Annotated in this window: 15 protein-coding genes; 11 read left to right on the forward strand and 4 right to left on the reverse strand. The window is 71.3% G+C overall.

From position 1 onward, the window contains the following. Positions 1-113: 113 nt before the first annotated feature. Together hisD and ACFV9W_RS26510 are read right to left on the reverse strand one after the other, a co-directional pair. The gene (hisD, locus tag ACFV9W_RS26505; RefSeq protein ID WP_385765181.1) at positions 114-1,475 is read right to left on the reverse strand and encodes a histidinol dehydrogenase; all 1,362 of its coding nucleotides are present in this window, start codon (positions 1,473-1,475) and stop codon (positions 114-116) included. A gap of 95 nt (positions 1,476-1,570) precedes the next feature. Then, positions 1,571-2,482 carry a LysR family transcriptional regulator gene (locus tag ACFV9W_RS26510; RefSeq protein ID WP_385765182.1) on the reverse strand — a complete coding sequence of 304 codons (912 nt, stop codon included), beginning with the start codon at positions 2,480-2,482 and terminating at the stop codon, positions 1,571-1,573. A gap of 130 nt (positions 2,483-2,612) precedes the next feature. Between ACFV9W_RS26510 and ACFV9W_RS26515 the strand changes: the two genes are divergently transcribed. Together ACFV9W_RS26515 and ACFV9W_RS26520 are read left to right on the forward strand one after the other, a co-directional pair. After that, positions 2,613-3,503, forward strand: a complete 891-nt coding sequence (locus ACFV9W_RS26515; protein WP_385765184.1) for a carbon-nitrogen hydrolase family protein — start codon at positions 2,613-2,615, stop codon at positions 3,501-3,503. Positions 3,504-3,531: 28 nt separating this feature from the next. After that, on the forward strand, positions 3,532-3,924 hold the full coding sequence (locus ACFV9W_RS26520; protein WP_385765186.1) for a hypothetical protein: 393 nt from the start codon (positions 3,532-3,534) through the stop codon (positions 3,922-3,924). A gap of 80 nt (positions 3,925-4,004) precedes the next feature. Here the strand turns inward: ACFV9W_RS26520 and ACFV9W_RS26525 are convergent, their stop codons facing one another. Then, entirely contained in the window at positions 4,005-4,772 is a 768-nt protein-coding gene (locus ACFV9W_RS26525) for a FadR/GntR family transcriptional regulator (protein ID WP_385765188.1), read from the reverse strand. Between the two features lie 264 nt (positions 4,773-5,036). Between ACFV9W_RS26525 and ACFV9W_RS26530 the strand changes: the two genes are divergently transcribed. Genes ACFV9W_RS26530 through ACFV9W_RS26555 form a run of 6 tightly spaced genes read left to right on the forward strand, consistent with a single transcriptional unit; the run spans position 5,037 to position 11,062 of the window. Next, positions 5,037-6,404, forward strand: a complete 1,368-nt coding sequence (locus ACFV9W_RS26530; RefSeq protein WP_385765190.1) for an MFS transporter — start codon at positions 5,037-5,039, stop codon at positions 6,402-6,404. Continuing rightward, positions 6,401-8,128: a dihydroxyacetone kinase family protein gene (locus ACFV9W_RS26535; RefSeq protein WP_385765192.1), complete on the forward strand. Its 1,728-nt coding sequence runs from the start codon at positions 6,401-6,403 to the stop codon at positions 8,126-8,128. Before ACFV9W_RS26530 ends, ACFV9W_RS26535 begins: the two co-directional genes overlap by 4 nt. Before the next feature lie 22 nt (positions 8,129-8,150). Then, complete coding sequence (locus ACFV9W_RS26540; RefSeq protein WP_385765194.1) at positions 8,151-8,612, forward strand: ribose-5-phosphate isomerase; 462 nt, start codon at positions 8,151-8,153, stop codon at positions 8,610-8,612. Further along, positions 8,612-9,391, forward strand: coding sequence for a triose-phosphate isomerase (locus ACFV9W_RS26545; protein ID WP_385765196.1), 780 nt, complete (start codon positions 8,612-8,614; stop codon positions 9,389-9,391). Before ACFV9W_RS26540 ends, ACFV9W_RS26545 begins: the two co-directional genes overlap by 1 nt. Position 9,392: 1 nt before the next feature. Then, positions 9,393-10,202: a sugar phosphate isomerase/epimerase family protein gene (locus ACFV9W_RS26550; RefSeq protein ID WP_385765198.1), complete on the forward strand. Its 810-nt coding sequence runs from the start codon at positions 9,393-9,395 to the stop codon at positions 10,200-10,202. A gap of 2 nt (positions 10,203-10,204) precedes the next feature. Then, positions 10,205-11,062 carry a phosphogluconate dehydrogenase C-terminal domain-containing protein gene (locus tag ACFV9W_RS26555; RefSeq protein ID WP_385765200.1) on the forward strand — a complete coding sequence of 286 codons (858 nt, stop codon included), beginning with the start codon at positions 10,205-10,207 and terminating at the stop codon, positions 11,060-11,062. A gap of 24 nt (positions 11,063-11,086) precedes the next feature. Here ACFV9W_RS26555 and ACFV9W_RS26560 read toward each other — a convergent pair whose 3' ends face one another. Continuing rightward, positions 11,087-11,965, reverse strand: a complete 879-nt coding sequence (locus ACFV9W_RS26560) for a helix-turn-helix transcriptional regulator (protein WP_385765202.1) — start codon at positions 11,963-11,965, stop codon at positions 11,087-11,089. Between the two features lie 83 nt (positions 11,966-12,048). On the opposite strand from ACFV9W_RS26560, the gene ACFV9W_RS26565 reads away from it, so the two are divergent. From ACFV9W_RS26565 to ACFV9W_RS26575, 3 genes are read left to right on the forward strand one after another with little or no spacing between them, the layout of a single operon-like run. Continuing rightward, positions 12,049-12,684, forward strand: coding sequence for a non-oxidative hydroxyarylic acid decarboxylases subunit B (locus tag ACFV9W_RS26565; protein ID WP_385765204.1), 636 nt, complete (start codon positions 12,049-12,051; stop codon positions 12,682-12,684). Beyond that, positions 12,674-14,098: a non-oxidative vanillic acid decarboxylases subunit C gene (gene vdcC / locus ACFV9W_RS26570; RefSeq protein ID WP_385765206.1), complete on the forward strand. Its 1,425-nt coding sequence runs from the start codon at positions 12,674-12,676 to the stop codon at positions 14,096-14,098. Before ACFV9W_RS26565 ends, vdcC begins: the two co-directional genes overlap by 11 nt. Before the next feature lie 34 nt (positions 14,099-14,132). Next, positions 14,133-14,381: a non-oxidative hydroxyarylic acid decarboxylases subunit D gene (locus ACFV9W_RS26575; protein ID WP_385765208.1), complete on the forward strand. Its 249-nt coding sequence runs from the start codon at positions 14,133-14,135 to the stop codon at positions 14,379-14,381. The last annotated feature ends 15 nt before the right edge of the window (positions 14,382-14,396 follow it).

A 14,396-nucleotide genomic window follows, 5' to 3' on the forward strand; every position in this document is an offset into this window, starting at 1 on the left:
GTGGGAGCCGCGCCGCGCCTGACTGGCACGCAGGGTCCCGACGGGGCGGGGGATGGGCCGGGGGCGAACCGCCGATGACGGCTCCGCCCCCGGACCGGCGATGGCAGGAGCGGTCAGAGCTGCTCGCGCAGCGCGGCAGGCACGTCGTCGAACGCGCCCGAGGTGCGGCCGATCTCGTCGATGCGCAGCGTCGCCGTCGCGCCGTGGGCCGCCAGGCCCTCGAAGGCGGAGATCCGCTCGACGGCCGGAGCGAGCGCCGCCGTGCCCTCCTTCGCGGCCCGCTGGTACGTCAGCGGCTTCAGGAAGCGGGACACCGACAGGCCGGCGTTGTACCGCGCGGTCTTGCCCGTCGGCAGCACGTGGTTGGTGCCGGCGATGCCCTTGTCGGAGTACGCGACGGTGGACCAGGGCCCGATGAACAGCGAGCCGTAGTTGGTGAGGTTTTCCAGGTAGAAGTCGTCGTCCTCGGTGTGCACCTCGAGGTGCTCGGGCGCGATGACGTCCGCGACGGCGACGGCGGCGTCCCGGTCCTCCGCCACGATGACCGAGCCGAAGTCGCGCCAGGCCGGTCCGGCGATGTCACGGGTGGCGAGGGTGGCGAGCTGCCGCTCCATCTCCGCGACGACGGCCTGCCCGATCCGCTCGGACGTGGTGATCAGCGCGGCGGGGGAGTTGGGGCCGTGCTCGGCCTGGCCCAGCAGGTCGGCCGCCACCCACACCGGGTCGGCGCTCTCGTCGGCGATCACCGCGACCTCGGAGGGGCCGGCGAGCAGGTCGATGCCGACCTGGCCGAACAACTGCCGCTTGGCCTCGGTGACGAACGCGTTGCCCGCGCCGACCAGCATGTCCACCGGCGCCTCGCCCAGCAGACCGAAGGCCATCGCGCCGAGCGCCTGCACACCACCGAGGGCGAACACCCGGTCCGCGCGGGACAGGTAGGCGCCGTACAGCACCGCGGGGTGGGCGCCGTGCTCGCCCGACGGCGGGGTGCAGGCCACGACCGTGGGCACACCGGCCGTCTTGGCGACGTTGACCGTCATGAACGCGCTGGCGAGCAGCGGGAACCGGCCGGCCGGGAGGTAGGCGCCGACACGGGAGACCGGCACGTACCGCTGGCCGCCGCGCACACCGGGGGCGAGTTCGATCTCGAAGTCCGTCAGGTGCTCGCGCTGCGCGGCGGCGAACCGGTGGGTGCGCTCGTAGCCCATCTCCAGGGCGGTGCGGACGTCCGGCGGAAGGGCGTCGCCGGACTTCTTCAACTCGGTGGCGGAGACCTCCAGTTCACCGGACCAGCCGTCCAGCTCCTGGGCGTAGGAGCGCACCGCGTCCATGCCCTTGTGCTCGATCTCCGTGAGCATCTCGGAGACGCGCTCGACCACCTTCGGGTCGCGCTGGGCGGGCGGTCCGTCGACGGACGGCTTCTTGAGCCACTCGAGGGGAGGGAGGGCCTGGGTTTCGTCGTGCGTGATCTGCATGGCGAGGACGCTAGACGGACCGCTGTCACAGGACTAGAGGGGCGAGTCCTGTCGTATCCACAGGGTTTCCCTGTGGTGTGTCGGGGCGGCCCCGCTCACAGGCCGCGTGCGACGCGAATTTCGCGCAGGGTGTCCTCGGCGATGCGGGCCAGTTCGCGGGTGGCGCGGGACAGGGGGTGTCCCCGGCGACGTACCAGCGCGATGGTGTCGTAGAGGGGGTCGGCGAAGGAGGCCGTGTGCAGCCCCGCCGGGAACGCCGGGCTGTCGACCACGGCGCGGCTGGCGATCGTGTCGCCGACCCCGGTGGTCGCCAACTTCAGGGCCGCTTCCACGTGTTCGAGCTCGATGAGCGGGTCGACGCGGACGCCCGCGTACTGGGCGCGCTCGGCGAGCTGCCGCCGCGTCGGGTCCTGCCAGCCGTAGTGGGCGTCGTACAGAACGAGGGGGGCCCGCGCGAAGTCCTCGATGGTGAGGGGTGTGCGCGTGCGTTCCTCGCTGGCGCTGACGTAGTACACCTCGTCGCGCAGCAGCGGTGTCACCTGGAGCTCTTCGTCGTCGATGGGAAGCACGACGAGTCCCGCCTCGATGCGTCCAGCGGCCACGGCGGCGGCGGTCTCGGCGGAGTTCTGCCCCACGAGCCGCACCCGCACCGACGGATAGCGGGCGTGGAACAGCTGCACCAGGTTGGACAGCAGGTAGTAGTCCGCGTTGCGCAGGACTCCGAAGGTGGCGGTGCCACCGCCGAGCGAACCGAGGGAGTGCACGGCCCGGGTGCCGCTGTCGGCGGCCGCCACGGACTGCTGGGCGTAGGGCAGCAGCTCCTGTCCCGCCGAGGTCAGCGCGAGGGTGCGGCTGCCGCGCACGAACAGCTCGGCGTCGAGTTCCGCCTCCAGTCGGCGGACCAGTTCGGAGGCGGATGCCTGGGCGATGTCCATGGCCCGCGCCGCCGCGGTGAACGACCCGAGCCGCTCCGCTTCGACGAAGGCCCTCAGCTGGTTGAGGGTCATGCGGCCACAGGCTAGCCCTGTGCCTGCCGCAGGAAACAGGGGGGTTGTCCCATGGTGTGTCGGCTGATTGGCTCGTGCTCGTGCGGACCCCACACACCACCCCAGCCTCCCCGGAAGGTGCCACCCGCCGATGACCAGCCGCCCCCTGCCGATCTGCCTCGTCCAGTCGGCCGCGCATCAGCACGACGCGGACGGTGTCCTGGACGCGTTCGTGGCGGACGTACGCCGTGTCACCCGCGCCCACCCCGGCGCCCGGCTGCTGGCCTACCCGGAGCTGCACCTGTGCGGCCACCGGCCGGACGAGGACCCCGAGACGGTCATGACGACGGCCGCCGAGCCACTGGACGGCCCGCGCGGCGCCCGCCTGGCGGACCTCGCGCGCGAGACGGGTGTGTGGCTGGCCCCCGGCAGTGTCTACGAACGCGGTGACGACGGCCTGATCTACAACACGGCACCCGTGTACTCGCCCGAGGGCGAACGTGTCGCCGCGTACCGGAAGATCTTCCCCTGGCGCCCCTACGAGACGACGGCGTCCGGCACGGAGTTCGTCGTCTTCGACATGCCCGGGTACGGGCGCGTGGGCCTGTCCATCTGCTACGACGCCTGGTTCCCGGAGGTCACCCGACACCTCGCCTGGCAGGGCGCGGACCTGGTCCTCAACCTCGTGCGCACACCGACCGTCGACCGCGCCCAGGAGCTCGTCCTGGCCCGCGCCAACGCGATCGTGAACCAGGTCGCCATGGCCAGTGTCAACGCCGCGCAGCCCGACGGAATCGGCCGCAGCGTGGTCGTCGACCCCGAGGGCCGGGTGCGCGCGGAGGCCGAGTCCGCGACGGACCAGCTCGTCACGGACGTCCTCGACCTGGGCGAGGCCCGCCGGGTGCGTACGCACGGCACGGCGGGGCTGACGCGGGTGTGGGACCCGTTCACCGCCGGGCAGCCGCCGCTCGAACTCCCGTTGTACGCGGGCCGGATGGACCCGAAGCGGTGGGGCGAGGCGCTTGCGCCCCGGCAACTTTGACCGCAGGTGGGACGCGAGTCCCGTCGACGTGACGCTGTCCGTCCTGGCCGCGTGGAAGGTGCTGGACGGCGAGATCCAGCGGCTCACGAAGCAGCCGGCGGCGACCGCCGGCTCCTACGGCGCGAGTTACGAGCAGTTGGGAACCGTCTGGGGCATCACCCGGCAGGGTGCCCGCAAGAAGTGGCCCGATGCCGTGAGTCGCCCCTCGTCCACGGCGTCCGGCACCAGCACGCTCGCGCTGTTCGGAGGGACTGCCGAGCTGGCCCAGTCGCCCTCCGGTGGTTGGGGCTGGACCGGCCGCGGCGCGGACGGGGCGTCCGGCACGGCTCCCGATGGGGCGCCGTACGCGACCGTGGAGGAGGCCGCGGCCCACGCGGGCGCGTTCCTCAAGGAACACGCCCGCGGTATCAGCGGTCAGTAGCGGTCTCGCCGCGGTCGGCGGGGGCCGGGTCGGTCGGTTGGCCTAGTTGCGCCGCACCACGGCATCAATCCGCCCCGCTCTCACCCCTGTTGACCCTCGTCCCCCACCGACTCCCGCAGCCGCGCACTCGCCATCCGCATGTGTTCCGCCATGGCCCGGTCCGCCCCCTCGGGGTCGCGGTCGCGGATGGCCTTGAGGACCGCGTCGTGTTCGCACAGGGTGCCGCTGACGGTGCCCTCGATGTCGCTGACCCGTTCCATCCAGACCTGGAGCAGCGCGCGGATGCTGTGCAGGATGTCGCTCAGGACGGTGTTCTGGGCGATGCTCGCGCACTCCAGGTGGAAGGCGATGTCGGCGTCGATGAACGCCTTCACGTCGCTGCCCGCCTCCTGCATGTGCCGCAGGTGCTCCTCCAGGCGTGCCACGTCCTCGTCGCTCGCGCGTTCCGCCGCGAGGCGTGCCGAGACGCCCTCCATGTAGGTGCGCACCTCGACCAGGTCCCGGGTGCGGCGCTGGCCCAGCATCAGGCCCCAGTTGATGGCACGCGGCAGGAACTCCGAGGTGCCCTCGCGCACGTACGAGCCGGAGCCAGGGCGGATCTCGATGATGCCGAGGACGTCGAGCGCGGACAGGGCGCCGCGCACGCTGGAGCGCGCGACCCCGAGGGCCTCCGCGAGCTGACGCTCGGCGGGCAGCCGGGTGCCGGGCTTGATGTTCCCCGCGGAGAGGTGGTCGAGCAGGCGCTTGGCGACCTCGCTGACCGAGGACTCGCGTACGACGGGGCGCAGCAGTTGGGCGAGGTCGGTCTCGGGCGCGGCGGCGTCGGAGGGCTGGTTGGTCACGGTCACCAGTAGACCAGACGGGTCGTCCGGGGCCTCTCACGGCCGCGCGCGACGCCCTTCCGTGCCCCGTTTTGTCAAGGGTTCAGCCATGAGCAACAAGTGCGACGCTCGCCACATTGGTAAATTGGTGACCAATTTGAGGATCGGGTCTAGCGTGAACCGCAGATCGGCCCGACCTGAGCGGCCAGCCAGCTGCTGCAGCGCCCTCGCCCCTCGTGCCGAGCGTGACCCAAGTCCGGACAGAGCTGTCCGGCGAGCCGAGGAGTCGCCATGCCTGCCACCGCCGCGCCGCCCGTGAAGGCGACGAGGTCGGCCGTCGAGAAGTCGGCCATCAAGAAGATCTCGATCCGCCTGGTCCCCTTCGTGGCCCTGATGTTCTTCGTGAACTATCTGGACCGCACCGCGGTGTCCTTCGCCGAGCCGAACGGGATGGGGGACGACCTGGCGCTCACCGCGGCCCAGTTCGGCTTCGCCTCCGGGATCTTCTTCGTCGGTTACATCGTGCTCGAGGTCCCCAGCAACATGGCGCTGCACCGCTTCGGCGCCCGTCGCTGGCTGGCCCGGATCATGGTGACCTGGGGCATCGTCTCGCTCCTCTTCACCTGGGTGGACAGCAGCGGGGGCCTCTACACACTGCGCTTCCTGCTGGGTGTCGCGGAGGCCGGGTTCTTCCCCGGCGCGATCCTCTTCCTCAGCCAGTGGGTGCCCAGCCGCCACCGCACCAAGGTGCTCGGCCTCTTCTACCTCGCACAGCCGCTGACCACGGTCTTCGGCGCCCCGCTCGCGGGCTGGCTGATCGGCCACCACGGTCTGTTCGGCCTCGAGGGCTGGCGCGTGATGTTCCTGTTCGTGTCGATCCCGGCGATCGTGCTGGGCGTCGTCGCCTGGTTCTACCTGATCGACCGCCCCGCCGACGCCAAGTGGCTCACCACCGAGGAGCGTGACTGGCTCACGAAGGAGCTGGCGGCCGAGAACGAGCAGAAGACCGGCCACGAGGGCAAGCACGCCAAGGGCGACCTGAAGGCGGCGTTCACCAACGGCCGCGTCTGGGTCCTGGCCGTCGTCTACTTCGGCTTCGTCTACGGCCTGTACGCGCTCGCCTTCTTCCTGCCGACCATCATCGACGGCTTCCAGGAGCAGTACGACACCACGTTCAGCGTCATGGACAAGGCGTGGATCACGGCGATCCCGTACCTGCCCGCCGCGATCGTCCTCTTCTTCTGGAGCCGGCACGCCACCAAGCACGGCACGCGTACCTGGCACGTCGCCGGACCCGCGATCGTCGGAGGCATCTCCATCCCGCTGGCCCTCTACATGGGCTCGCCGACCGCCACCGTCGCCGTCATCACCGTGACCGCCTGCGCCATCTTCGCCGCGCTTCCCGTGTTCTGGGCCGTGCCCTCCCGCTTCCTGACCGGGGCGGCCGCCGCGGCCGGCATCGCGCTCATCAACACCGCGGGCAACATCGCCGGCTTCGCCTCCAGCTACATCACCGGCTGGCTCAAGGGCTTGACGGGCGACTACTACGTGCCGCTCTACCTCGTCGGACTCTTCATGCTGTTGTCCGCCGTGCTGATGGTCCTGCTCGCCCGCCGCGCGCCCACCAGCACCTCGTCCCTCCCGGAGAACCAGCGATGACCCGCCTCCACAACGACCCCGCCGCCTTCGCCGACGAGGCGCTCGAAGGCTTCGCCGCCGCCCACCGCCGCTGGGTGCGCCCCGTCACCGGCGGCGTGGTCCGTGCCACCGCCAAGACCCCCGGCCAGGTCGCCGTCGTCATCGGCGGCGGGTCCGGCCACTACCCGGCCTTCTCCGGCCTGGTCGGCCAGGGCCTGGCGCACGGGGCGGCCGTCGGCAACGTCTTCGCCTCGCCCTCCGCCCAGCAGATCCGCAGTGTCGCCAAGGCGGCGCACGCGGGCGGCGGTGTGCTGCTCATGTACGGCAACTACGCGGGAGACGTCCTGCACTTCGGGCAGGCCGCCGAGCGGCTGACCGGCGAGGGCATACCCACGCACACCTTCGCTGTCACCGACGACATATCCAGCGCGGGCCCCGACGAGGCCCACAAGCGGCGCGGCATCGCCGGTGACCTGCCCGTCTTCAAGGCGGCCTCGGCCGCCGCCGAACAGGGCCGCTCCCTCGACGAGGTCACGCGGATCGCCGCCCACGCGAACGACCGCACCCGCTCCTTCGGCATCGCCTTCTCCGGCTGTACGCTCCCGGGCGCCGACCGCCCGCTGTTCACGGTCCCCGACGGCCGGATGGCCGTCGGCCTCGGCATCCACGGCGAACCCGGCATCGGCGAGGAGGCCGTCCCCACCGCCGACGAGGCCGCCGAACTGCTCGTCGCCACCCTCCTCAAGGAACTCCCGGACGGCATCGGGACGCCGGACGGACAGCGCGCCGCGGTGATCCTCAACGGCCTGGGCTCCGTGAAGTACGAGGAGCTGTTCGTCGTCTACCGCAGGGTCGCCCAGCTCCTCGACGAGGCCGGTGTGACGGCCGTCGACCCCGAGGTCGGCGAGCTCGTCACCAGCTTCGACATGGCCGGCGTCTCCCTCACCCTGACGTGGCTCGACGACACCCTCGAAGCCCTGTGGACCGCCCCGGCCGACACCCCCGCGTACCGCAAGGGATCCGTCCCCGAGGCGGCCGCCGCGGACGAGGAGTCGTACGAGACCGAGGGCGCCCCCGAGGCCTACACGGCGAGCGAGGCCTCCCGGCAGGCCGCGGCGACCGCGCTCGACGCGCTGGGCCGCCTCAAGGACACCGTCGACGCGCACGCCGACGAACTCGGCCGCATCGACGCCGTCGCCGGCGACGGCGACCACGGAATCGGCATGCGGCGCGGCTCCACCGGCGCCTACGAAGCCGCCCTGGAAGCACGTGCGTTGGGCGCCGGAGCCGGTTCGCTGCTGACCGCCGCGGGCGACGCCTGGGCCGACAAGGCGGGCGGCACCTCCGGCGCCCTGTGGGGCATCGTCCTGCGCGCCCTCGGCGACGCGCTCGGCGACACCGAACGGCCGACCCCGGCGTCCGTCGCCCACGGAGTCCTGGAGGCGTCCGCCGGCGTCCGCAGGACCGGCGGCGCCGAGGTCGGCGACAAGACCATGGTCGACGTCCTCGTGCCCTTCGCCGAGACGCTCGGCCAACAGATCGACACCGGCGCCGAGTTGGCCGCCGCGTGGGACACCGCCGCCACAGCCGCCGAACGCGCCGCGCGCGACACCGCACACCTGCTGCCGAGGATGGGCCGCGCCCGCCCGCACGCCGAGAAGTCCCTGGGCACACCCGACGCGGGTGCCCACTCCCTCGCCCTGATCGTCCGCGCCGTCCACGGCGCGCTCGCCACCTGCCAGTAACTCCCTTCTAAGGAAAAGCGACATGAGTGAGAAGCTGCGGATCGTCGTCGGCTGCGACGACGCCGGATTCCAGTACAAGGAGGCGCTGAAGCGGGACCTCCGGGCGAGCGACCTGGTCGAGTCCGTGACCGACGTGGGCGTGGACGCCGAAGGCCACACCGCCTACCCGACCATCGCCATCGAGGCCGCCGAGCGCGTCGCCCGCGGTGAGGCCGACCGGGCACTGCTGATCTGCGGCACGGGACTCGGCGTGGCCATCGCCGCCAACAAGGTCAAGGGCATCCGCGCCGTCACCGCCCACGACTCCTTCTCCGTCGAGCGCGCGATCCTCTCCAACAACGCCCAGGTCCTCACCTTCGGCCAGCGCGTCGTCGGTCTCGAACTGGCCCGCCGCCTCGCCGCCGAGTGGCTCACCTACCGCTTCGACGAACAGTCCGCGTCCGCCGCGAAGGTCCAGCTGATGTGTGACTACGAGGCCGCCTGATGAACGCCCCCGTCCTGCTCGGGGTGAGCCTGAAGATGTACTTCGGCCACCACGAGACCCTCAACTGGTCCCGCCGCGTCGTGCGGTTGGCGGACCGGCACCCCGCCGTCACCAGCGGCAAGGCGCGCCTGTTCGTGCTGCCCGCGTTCCCGGCGATCGTGCCGGTGGCAGGCATCCTCGCGCGCGGCGCCGTCGACGTCGGCGCGCAGGACATCGCCACCGAGGACGTGGGCGCGTACACCGGCGAGGTGTCCGGTGCCTTCCTCAAGGAGATCGGCTGCCGCTACGCCGAGGTCGGACACGCCGAGCGCCGCCGCCTGTACGGGGAGGGTGACACGGTCGTCGCCGCGAAGACCGCGGCCGCGCTGCGCAACGGGCTCACCCCGGTCCTGTGCGTGGGCGAACTCGACCCCGTGGAGCCGGCGGAGGCCGCGCGCCGCACCGTCGCCGAAGCCGCCCGCCTGCTGTACGGCCTCGAAGGCCCGGTCGTCCTCGCCTACGAGCCGCAGTGGGCCATCGGCGCGCCCGAGCCGGCCTCGCCCGAGCACATCACCACGGTGTGCGCGGCCCTGGGGGAGTGGCTGAACTCCCGCCCCGAGCAAGCCGGTTCCACCGTGATCTACGGCGGCAGCGCGGGCCCCGGCCTGCTCACCCGCCTCGGCGGCTCCGTCGGCGGCCTCTTCCTCGGCCGCTTCGCACACGACCCGGAGGCCGTCGCCCGCATCCTCGACGAGATCGAGCCCGCAGACACCCCCGACGCCCGCGCGGAGGTGGCCTGACATGGCGTACGGCATCAGCACCTACGCGTACTTCTGGCGCATCTCCTCGCGTGCGCCGCGGCCGATGACGGCCCTGGACATGCTCCGGGACATCCACCGGCTCGGCGGCCAGGTCTTCCAGATCTGCGACTACGCGCCCATCGAGACGTACGACGACGCGCAGCTCGCCGAGCTGAAGGCGGCCGCCGCCGACCTCGGTGTCACCCTCGAACTCGGCACCCGCGGCATCGGCCCGGACCACCTGGACCGCTACCTCCGCATCGCGGAGCGGCTCGGTGTCACCTTCGTGCGCTCCATGCTGCACACCGCCGACCACAAGCCCGGTGTCGAAGAGTCGGTCGCTCTGTTGAAGCAGGTCATCGGCCGGTACGAGGAGCAGGGCGTCACCCTCGGCCTGGAGACCTACGAGCAGGTCGCCACCGCCGACCTCGTCGACGTCGTCCGTGCCGTCGACAGCCCACGCCTGGGTATCGTCGTCGACCCCGGCAACTGCGTCGCCCGCCTGGAACACCCGTCCCGGGTCGTCGAGTTGACCGCACCGTACGTGGTGAACATCCACGTCAAGGACTTCGCGTTTAGTCGCAGGGACGGCTGGGTGGGCTTCACCTACGCGGGCGCCCCGCTCGGCACCGGTCTCCTCGACTACGCGTCGATGATCGCCGCCGTACGGGAGCACGCCCCGGACCCCGCGTCCGTCAACCAGATCGTGGAGCACTGGCTCCCGTGGCAGGACGGTGGCTTCGATGTCACCGCCGAGCTCGAACACCAGTGGACCGAGCACAGCATCAGCACACTCCTGAAGGGCGAATGAACATGGCCGCCGAGAACAAGACCGTTGCCGTCATCGGGGCCGCCGGCAAGATGGGCCAGCGTGTCTCCAACAACCTGGTCGAGAGCGACTTCACCGTCCTCTTCTCCGAGAATTCCCCCAAGGGCCAGGAGCTGATCCGCTCGCTCGGCCGCGAGCTGACCGACTCCGAGACCGCCGCCCAGCAGGCCGACGTGCTGATCCTGGCCGTCCCGGACATCGTCCTCGGCAAGGTCTCCGAGCAGCTCGTCCCGCTCCTGAAGCCGGGCGCCGTCGTCCTCACCCTCGACCCGGCCGCCGCGTACGCGGGCCTGCTCCACCCCCGCGCCGACGTGCACTACGTGTGCGCGCACCCCTGCCACCCGTCCGTCTTCCTCCAGCGCAAGACGCAGGCCGAGCTCGACGACACCTTCGGTGGCATCGCCGCCCCGCAGGAGGTCGTCGCCGCGTACGAGGGCGGCGACGAGGACAAGCAGCAGCTCGCCGAGTCCGTCATCCGCGTCATGTACGCGCCGGTCGTCGACGTCCACTGGGTCACCGTCAAGCAGCTCGCCGTCCTGGAGCCGACCCTCGTCGAGACCATCGCCTGCATGGTCGGCGCCCTGCTCAACGAGGCGCTGCACGAGACCGTGCACACCGTCGGCGTCCCGGAGAAGGCGGCGCGCGCAATGCTCCTCGGACACACCCAGGTCGCCCTCGCCAACACCCTCAAGGGCGACAACCCGTTCTCCGACGCCTGCCTGATCGCCATGGACTACGGCCGTGACTCCATCGTCAAGGACGACTGGAAGAAGGTCTTCGACGACGGCGAGCTCGACAAGGTCATCACGAAGATGCTGAAGATCAAGGAGATCCGCCGCTGACGTCCGGCGGACACAACCCCTCGGTCAGGCCCCCGCCCGGAACGCCCCCGGTGTCACCCCGGTCCGCAGCCGGAAGAACTTCGTGAAGTCACTGGGGTCGTCGAACCCGAGCCGCCCCGCCACCTCCTTCGCCGACAGGCCGCTGTGCCAGAGCAGCCGCTTCGCCTCCAGGAGGACCCGGTCGTCGACGTATTGCTTCGCGGTGCGTCCGGTCGCGGCGAGGGCGGCCCGGGTCAGCGTGCGGGGGCTGTAGCCGAGGGCCGCCGCGTAGTCCTCGACGCGGCGGGTCACCGCGTGGTCGCGCTCCACGGCCGCGTGGAACCGGTGGAAGGTGTCACGGGACGCGGCCGGCGCCTGGTCGTCGCGCACCGCCGCGAGGCGCATCACCAGCACCGAGAGCAGCGCCCGCAGCACCTCGGCATGGCTGCCCAGCGGGAGCGAGGACATCGCCCCGTACTCGTACGTGAGGTGCTCCACCGCCCGCCGCACCGACTCCGCGTCCGGGCCGCGCGGGGTCAGCGGGACCTGTTCGTACGGCGGATCCATGTGTGCCGCCGAGACGATCGCCGGGGGCAGGAAACCGGCCTTGAACAGCACGATCACGCCGTCCGCCGACGCCAGGTCCGGGCCGAAGCGCTGCACCTGCCCCGGCCGGATCCACAGCCAGGACCCCGGGCGCAGCTCGTACTCGACGAAGTCCACGGCCACCCGCAGCGGGCGCGCGCGGGCTCCGATCAACTGGTGGAAGACGGGCCGCAGCGGCGCGTACGGGTCGTTGCCGTGCCGCAGCGAGCGGTCGTGCAGGTCGGCCAGCTCCGCCACCTCGACACCCGTCGGCGCCCCCACGGTCGGCGTGTACGCGAGATCCCGGACTTCCAGGCGTTCCTGTCTGATTTTCCCCATCGTGAGTCCCGAGCGTACCGCTGCCGCCCTCTCCGCGCCGCCTAGCGTGAAAGCACAGGTCAGCGACGTGTGAGGAGTGTCCTGTGCGATTGGTCGTGGGAATGACGGGAGCGACGGGTGCTCCGTTCGGTGTCCGGCTCCTTGAGTGTCTGCGCGAGCTGCCGGACGTGGAGACACATCTGGTGCTCTCCCGCTGGGCGCGCACCACGATCGAGCTGGAGACCGGCCTGTCGGCGGCCGAGGTGTCGGCGCTCGCCGACGTGACACACCATCCCGACGACCAGGGCGCCACCATCTCCTCCGGGTCCTTCCGCACCGACGGCATGGTCATCGTGCCGTGCTCGATGAAGACGCTCGCGGGCATCAGCGCCGGTTACGCCGACGGGCTCGTGGCGCGCGCCGCGGACGTCGTCCTCAAGGAGCGGCGCAAGCTCGTCCTCGTCCCGCGCGAGACACCTCTGAGCGAGATCCATCTGCGCAACATGCTCGAACTCGCCCGCATGGGCGTGCAGTTGGTGCCGCCCATGCCCGCCTTCTACAACAACCCGCGCACCGTCGACGACATCGTCGACCACATCGTGGCCCGGGTCCTCGACCAGTTCGACCTGCCCGCCCCGGCCGCCGAGCGCTGGGCGGGCATGCGCGCCGCCCGCGCGGCCCGCGCCGCCGAGGCCACAACTTCCGTACCGCACGAAGGAGTTCACCACCATGCCCTATGACGATCTGCGGAGCTTCCTCGGCACCCTGGAGAAGGAGGGGCAGCTGCTGCGCATCTCCGACGAGGTGCTGCCCGAGCCCGACCTCGCTGCGGCCGCCAACGCGACGGGCCGCATCGGCGAGAACGCCCCCGCCCTGCACTTCGACAACGTCAAGGGTTTCACCGACGCCCGGATCGCCCTGAACGTGCACGGCTCCTGGGCCAACCACGCCCTCGCGCTCGGACTGCCGAAGAACACGCCGGTCAAGGACCAGGTCGAGGAGTTCGCACGGCGCTGGGACGCCTTCCCCGTCGCCCCCGAACGCCGCGAGGACGCGCCCTGGCGCGAGAACACCCAGGAGGGTGCGGACGTCGACCTCTTCTCCGTCCTGCCCCTCTTCCGCCTCAACGACGGCGACGGCGGCTTCTACCTCGACAAGGCCGCCGTGGTCTCCCGCGACCCCGAGGACCCGGAGAACTTCGGCAAGCAGAACGTCGGCACGTACCGCATCGAGGTCATCGGCGCCAACCGCCTCGCCTTCCAGCCCGTCCCGATGCACGACGTCGCCCAGCACCTGCGCAAGGCCGAGGAGGTCGGCGAGGACCTGCCCATCGCCATCACCCTCGGCAACGACCCCGTGATGGCGATCGTCGCCGGCATGCCGATGGCGTACGACCAGAGCGAGTACGAGATGGCGGGCGCGCTGCGCGGTGCCCCCGCCCCGATCGCCACCGCGCCGCTCACCGGCTTCGACGTGCCGTGGGGCAGCGAGGTCGTCATCGAGGGTGTCATCGAGTCGCGCAAGCGGCAGATCGAGGGCCCGTTCGGCGAGTTCACCGGCCACTACTCCGGCGGCCGCCGCATGCCCGTCATCCGCGTCGACCGCGTCTCGTACCGCACGAACCCGGTCTTCGAGTCCCTCTACCTCGGCATGCCGTGGACCGAGTGCGACTACCTCGTCGGGCCCAACACCTGTGTGCCGCTCCTCAAGCAGCTGCGCGCGGAGTTCCCCGAGGTGCAGGCCGTCAACGCGATGTACACGCACGGCCTGATGGTGATCATCTCGACGAAGAAGCGGTACGGGGGCTTCGCCAAGGCCGTCGGCATGCGCGCCATGACGACACCGCACGGGCTCGGCTACGTGGCCCAGGTGATCGTCGTCGACGAGGACGTGGACCCGTTCAACCTGCCGCAGGTCATGTGGGCGATGTCGGCGAAGGTCAACCCGAAGGACGACGTCGTCGTCATCCCGAACCTGTCCGTCCTCGAACTCGCGCCCGCCGCCCAGCCCGCCGGCATCACCAGCAAGATGATCATCGACGCGACGACCCCGGTGGCCCCGGACGTCCGCGGCAACTTCTCCACGCCCGCCAAGGACCTGCCCGAGACGGCCGAGTGGGCGAAGCGGCTCCAGGACATGATCGCCGCCCGCTGACACCCGTCGCATCCCTCCTGAAAGGTCAACACCCATGAACGACAAGCTGGTTGACGGGGCCGAGTGCCCCCGCTGCCCCGCCGACACCGTCACCCGACTCGCCACGTCCCCCGTCCCCGGGGTGTGGGACGTGCTCCAGTGCACCCGCTGCCTCTACACGTGGCGCACGAGCGAACCCGACCGCCGCACCCGGCGCGACGCCTACCCCGAGGCCTTCAAGCTGACGGACGCCGACATCGAGAACGCGATCGAGGTCCCGGCGGTGCCGCCGCTGCGCGTTTGACCTTGACACGGTGAC

The sequence above is a fragment of the Streptomyces sp. NPDC059897 genome, from assembly GCF_042730865.1.
Lineage (GTDB): Bacteria > Actinomycetota > Actinomycetes > Streptomycetales > Streptomycetaceae > Streptomyces.

What these genes read in the sequence shown, in the direction of transcription:
- hisD (WP_385765181.1), bottom strand. Translation starts at nt 1,475, where the DNA reads ATGCAGATCACGCACGACGAAACCCAGGCCCTCCCTCCCCTCGAGTGG.
- ACFV9W_RS26510 (WP_385765182.1), bottom strand. Translation starts at nt 2,482, where the DNA reads ATGACCCTCAACCAGCTGAGGGCCTTCGTCGAAGCGGAGCGGCTCGGG.
- ACFV9W_RS26515 (WP_385765184.1), top strand. Translation starts at nt 2,613, where the DNA reads ATGACCAGCCGCCCCCTGCCGATCTGCCTCGTCCAGTCGGCCGCGCAT.
- ACFV9W_RS26530 (WP_385765190.1), top strand. Translation starts at nt 5,037, where the DNA reads ATGCCTGCCACCGCCGCGCCGCCCGTGAAGGCGACGAGGTCGGCCGTC.
- ACFV9W_RS26535 (WP_385765192.1), top strand. Translation starts at nt 6,401, where the DNA reads ATGACCCGCCTCCACAACGACCCCGCCGCCTTCGCCGACGAGGCGCTC.
- ACFV9W_RS26540 (WP_385765194.1), top strand. Translation starts at nt 8,151, where the DNA reads ATGAGTGAGAAGCTGCGGATCGTCGTCGGCTGCGACGACGCCGGATTC.
- ACFV9W_RS26545 (WP_385765196.1), top strand. Translation starts at nt 8,612, where the DNA reads ATGAACGCCCCCGTCCTGCTCGGGGTGAGCCTGAAGATGTACTTCGGC.
- ACFV9W_RS26550 (WP_385765198.1), top strand. Translation starts at nt 9,393, where the DNA reads ATGGCGTACGGCATCAGCACCTACGCGTACTTCTGGCGCATCTCCTCG.
- ACFV9W_RS26555 (WP_385765200.1), top strand. Translation starts at nt 10,205, where the DNA reads ATGGCCGCCGAGAACAAGACCGTTGCCGTCATCGGGGCCGCCGGCAAG.
- ACFV9W_RS26560 (WP_385765202.1), bottom strand. Translation starts at nt 11,965, where the DNA reads ATGGGGAAAATCAGACAGGAACGCCTGGAAGTCCGGGATCTCGCGTAC.
- vdcC (WP_385765206.1), top strand. Translation starts at nt 12,674, where the DNA reads ATGCCCTATGACGATCTGCGGAGCTTCCTCGGCACCCTGGAGAAGGAG.
- ACFV9W_RS26575 (WP_385765208.1), top strand. Translation starts at nt 14,133, where the DNA reads ATGAACGACAAGCTGGTTGACGGGGCCGAGTGCCCCCGCTGCCCCGCC.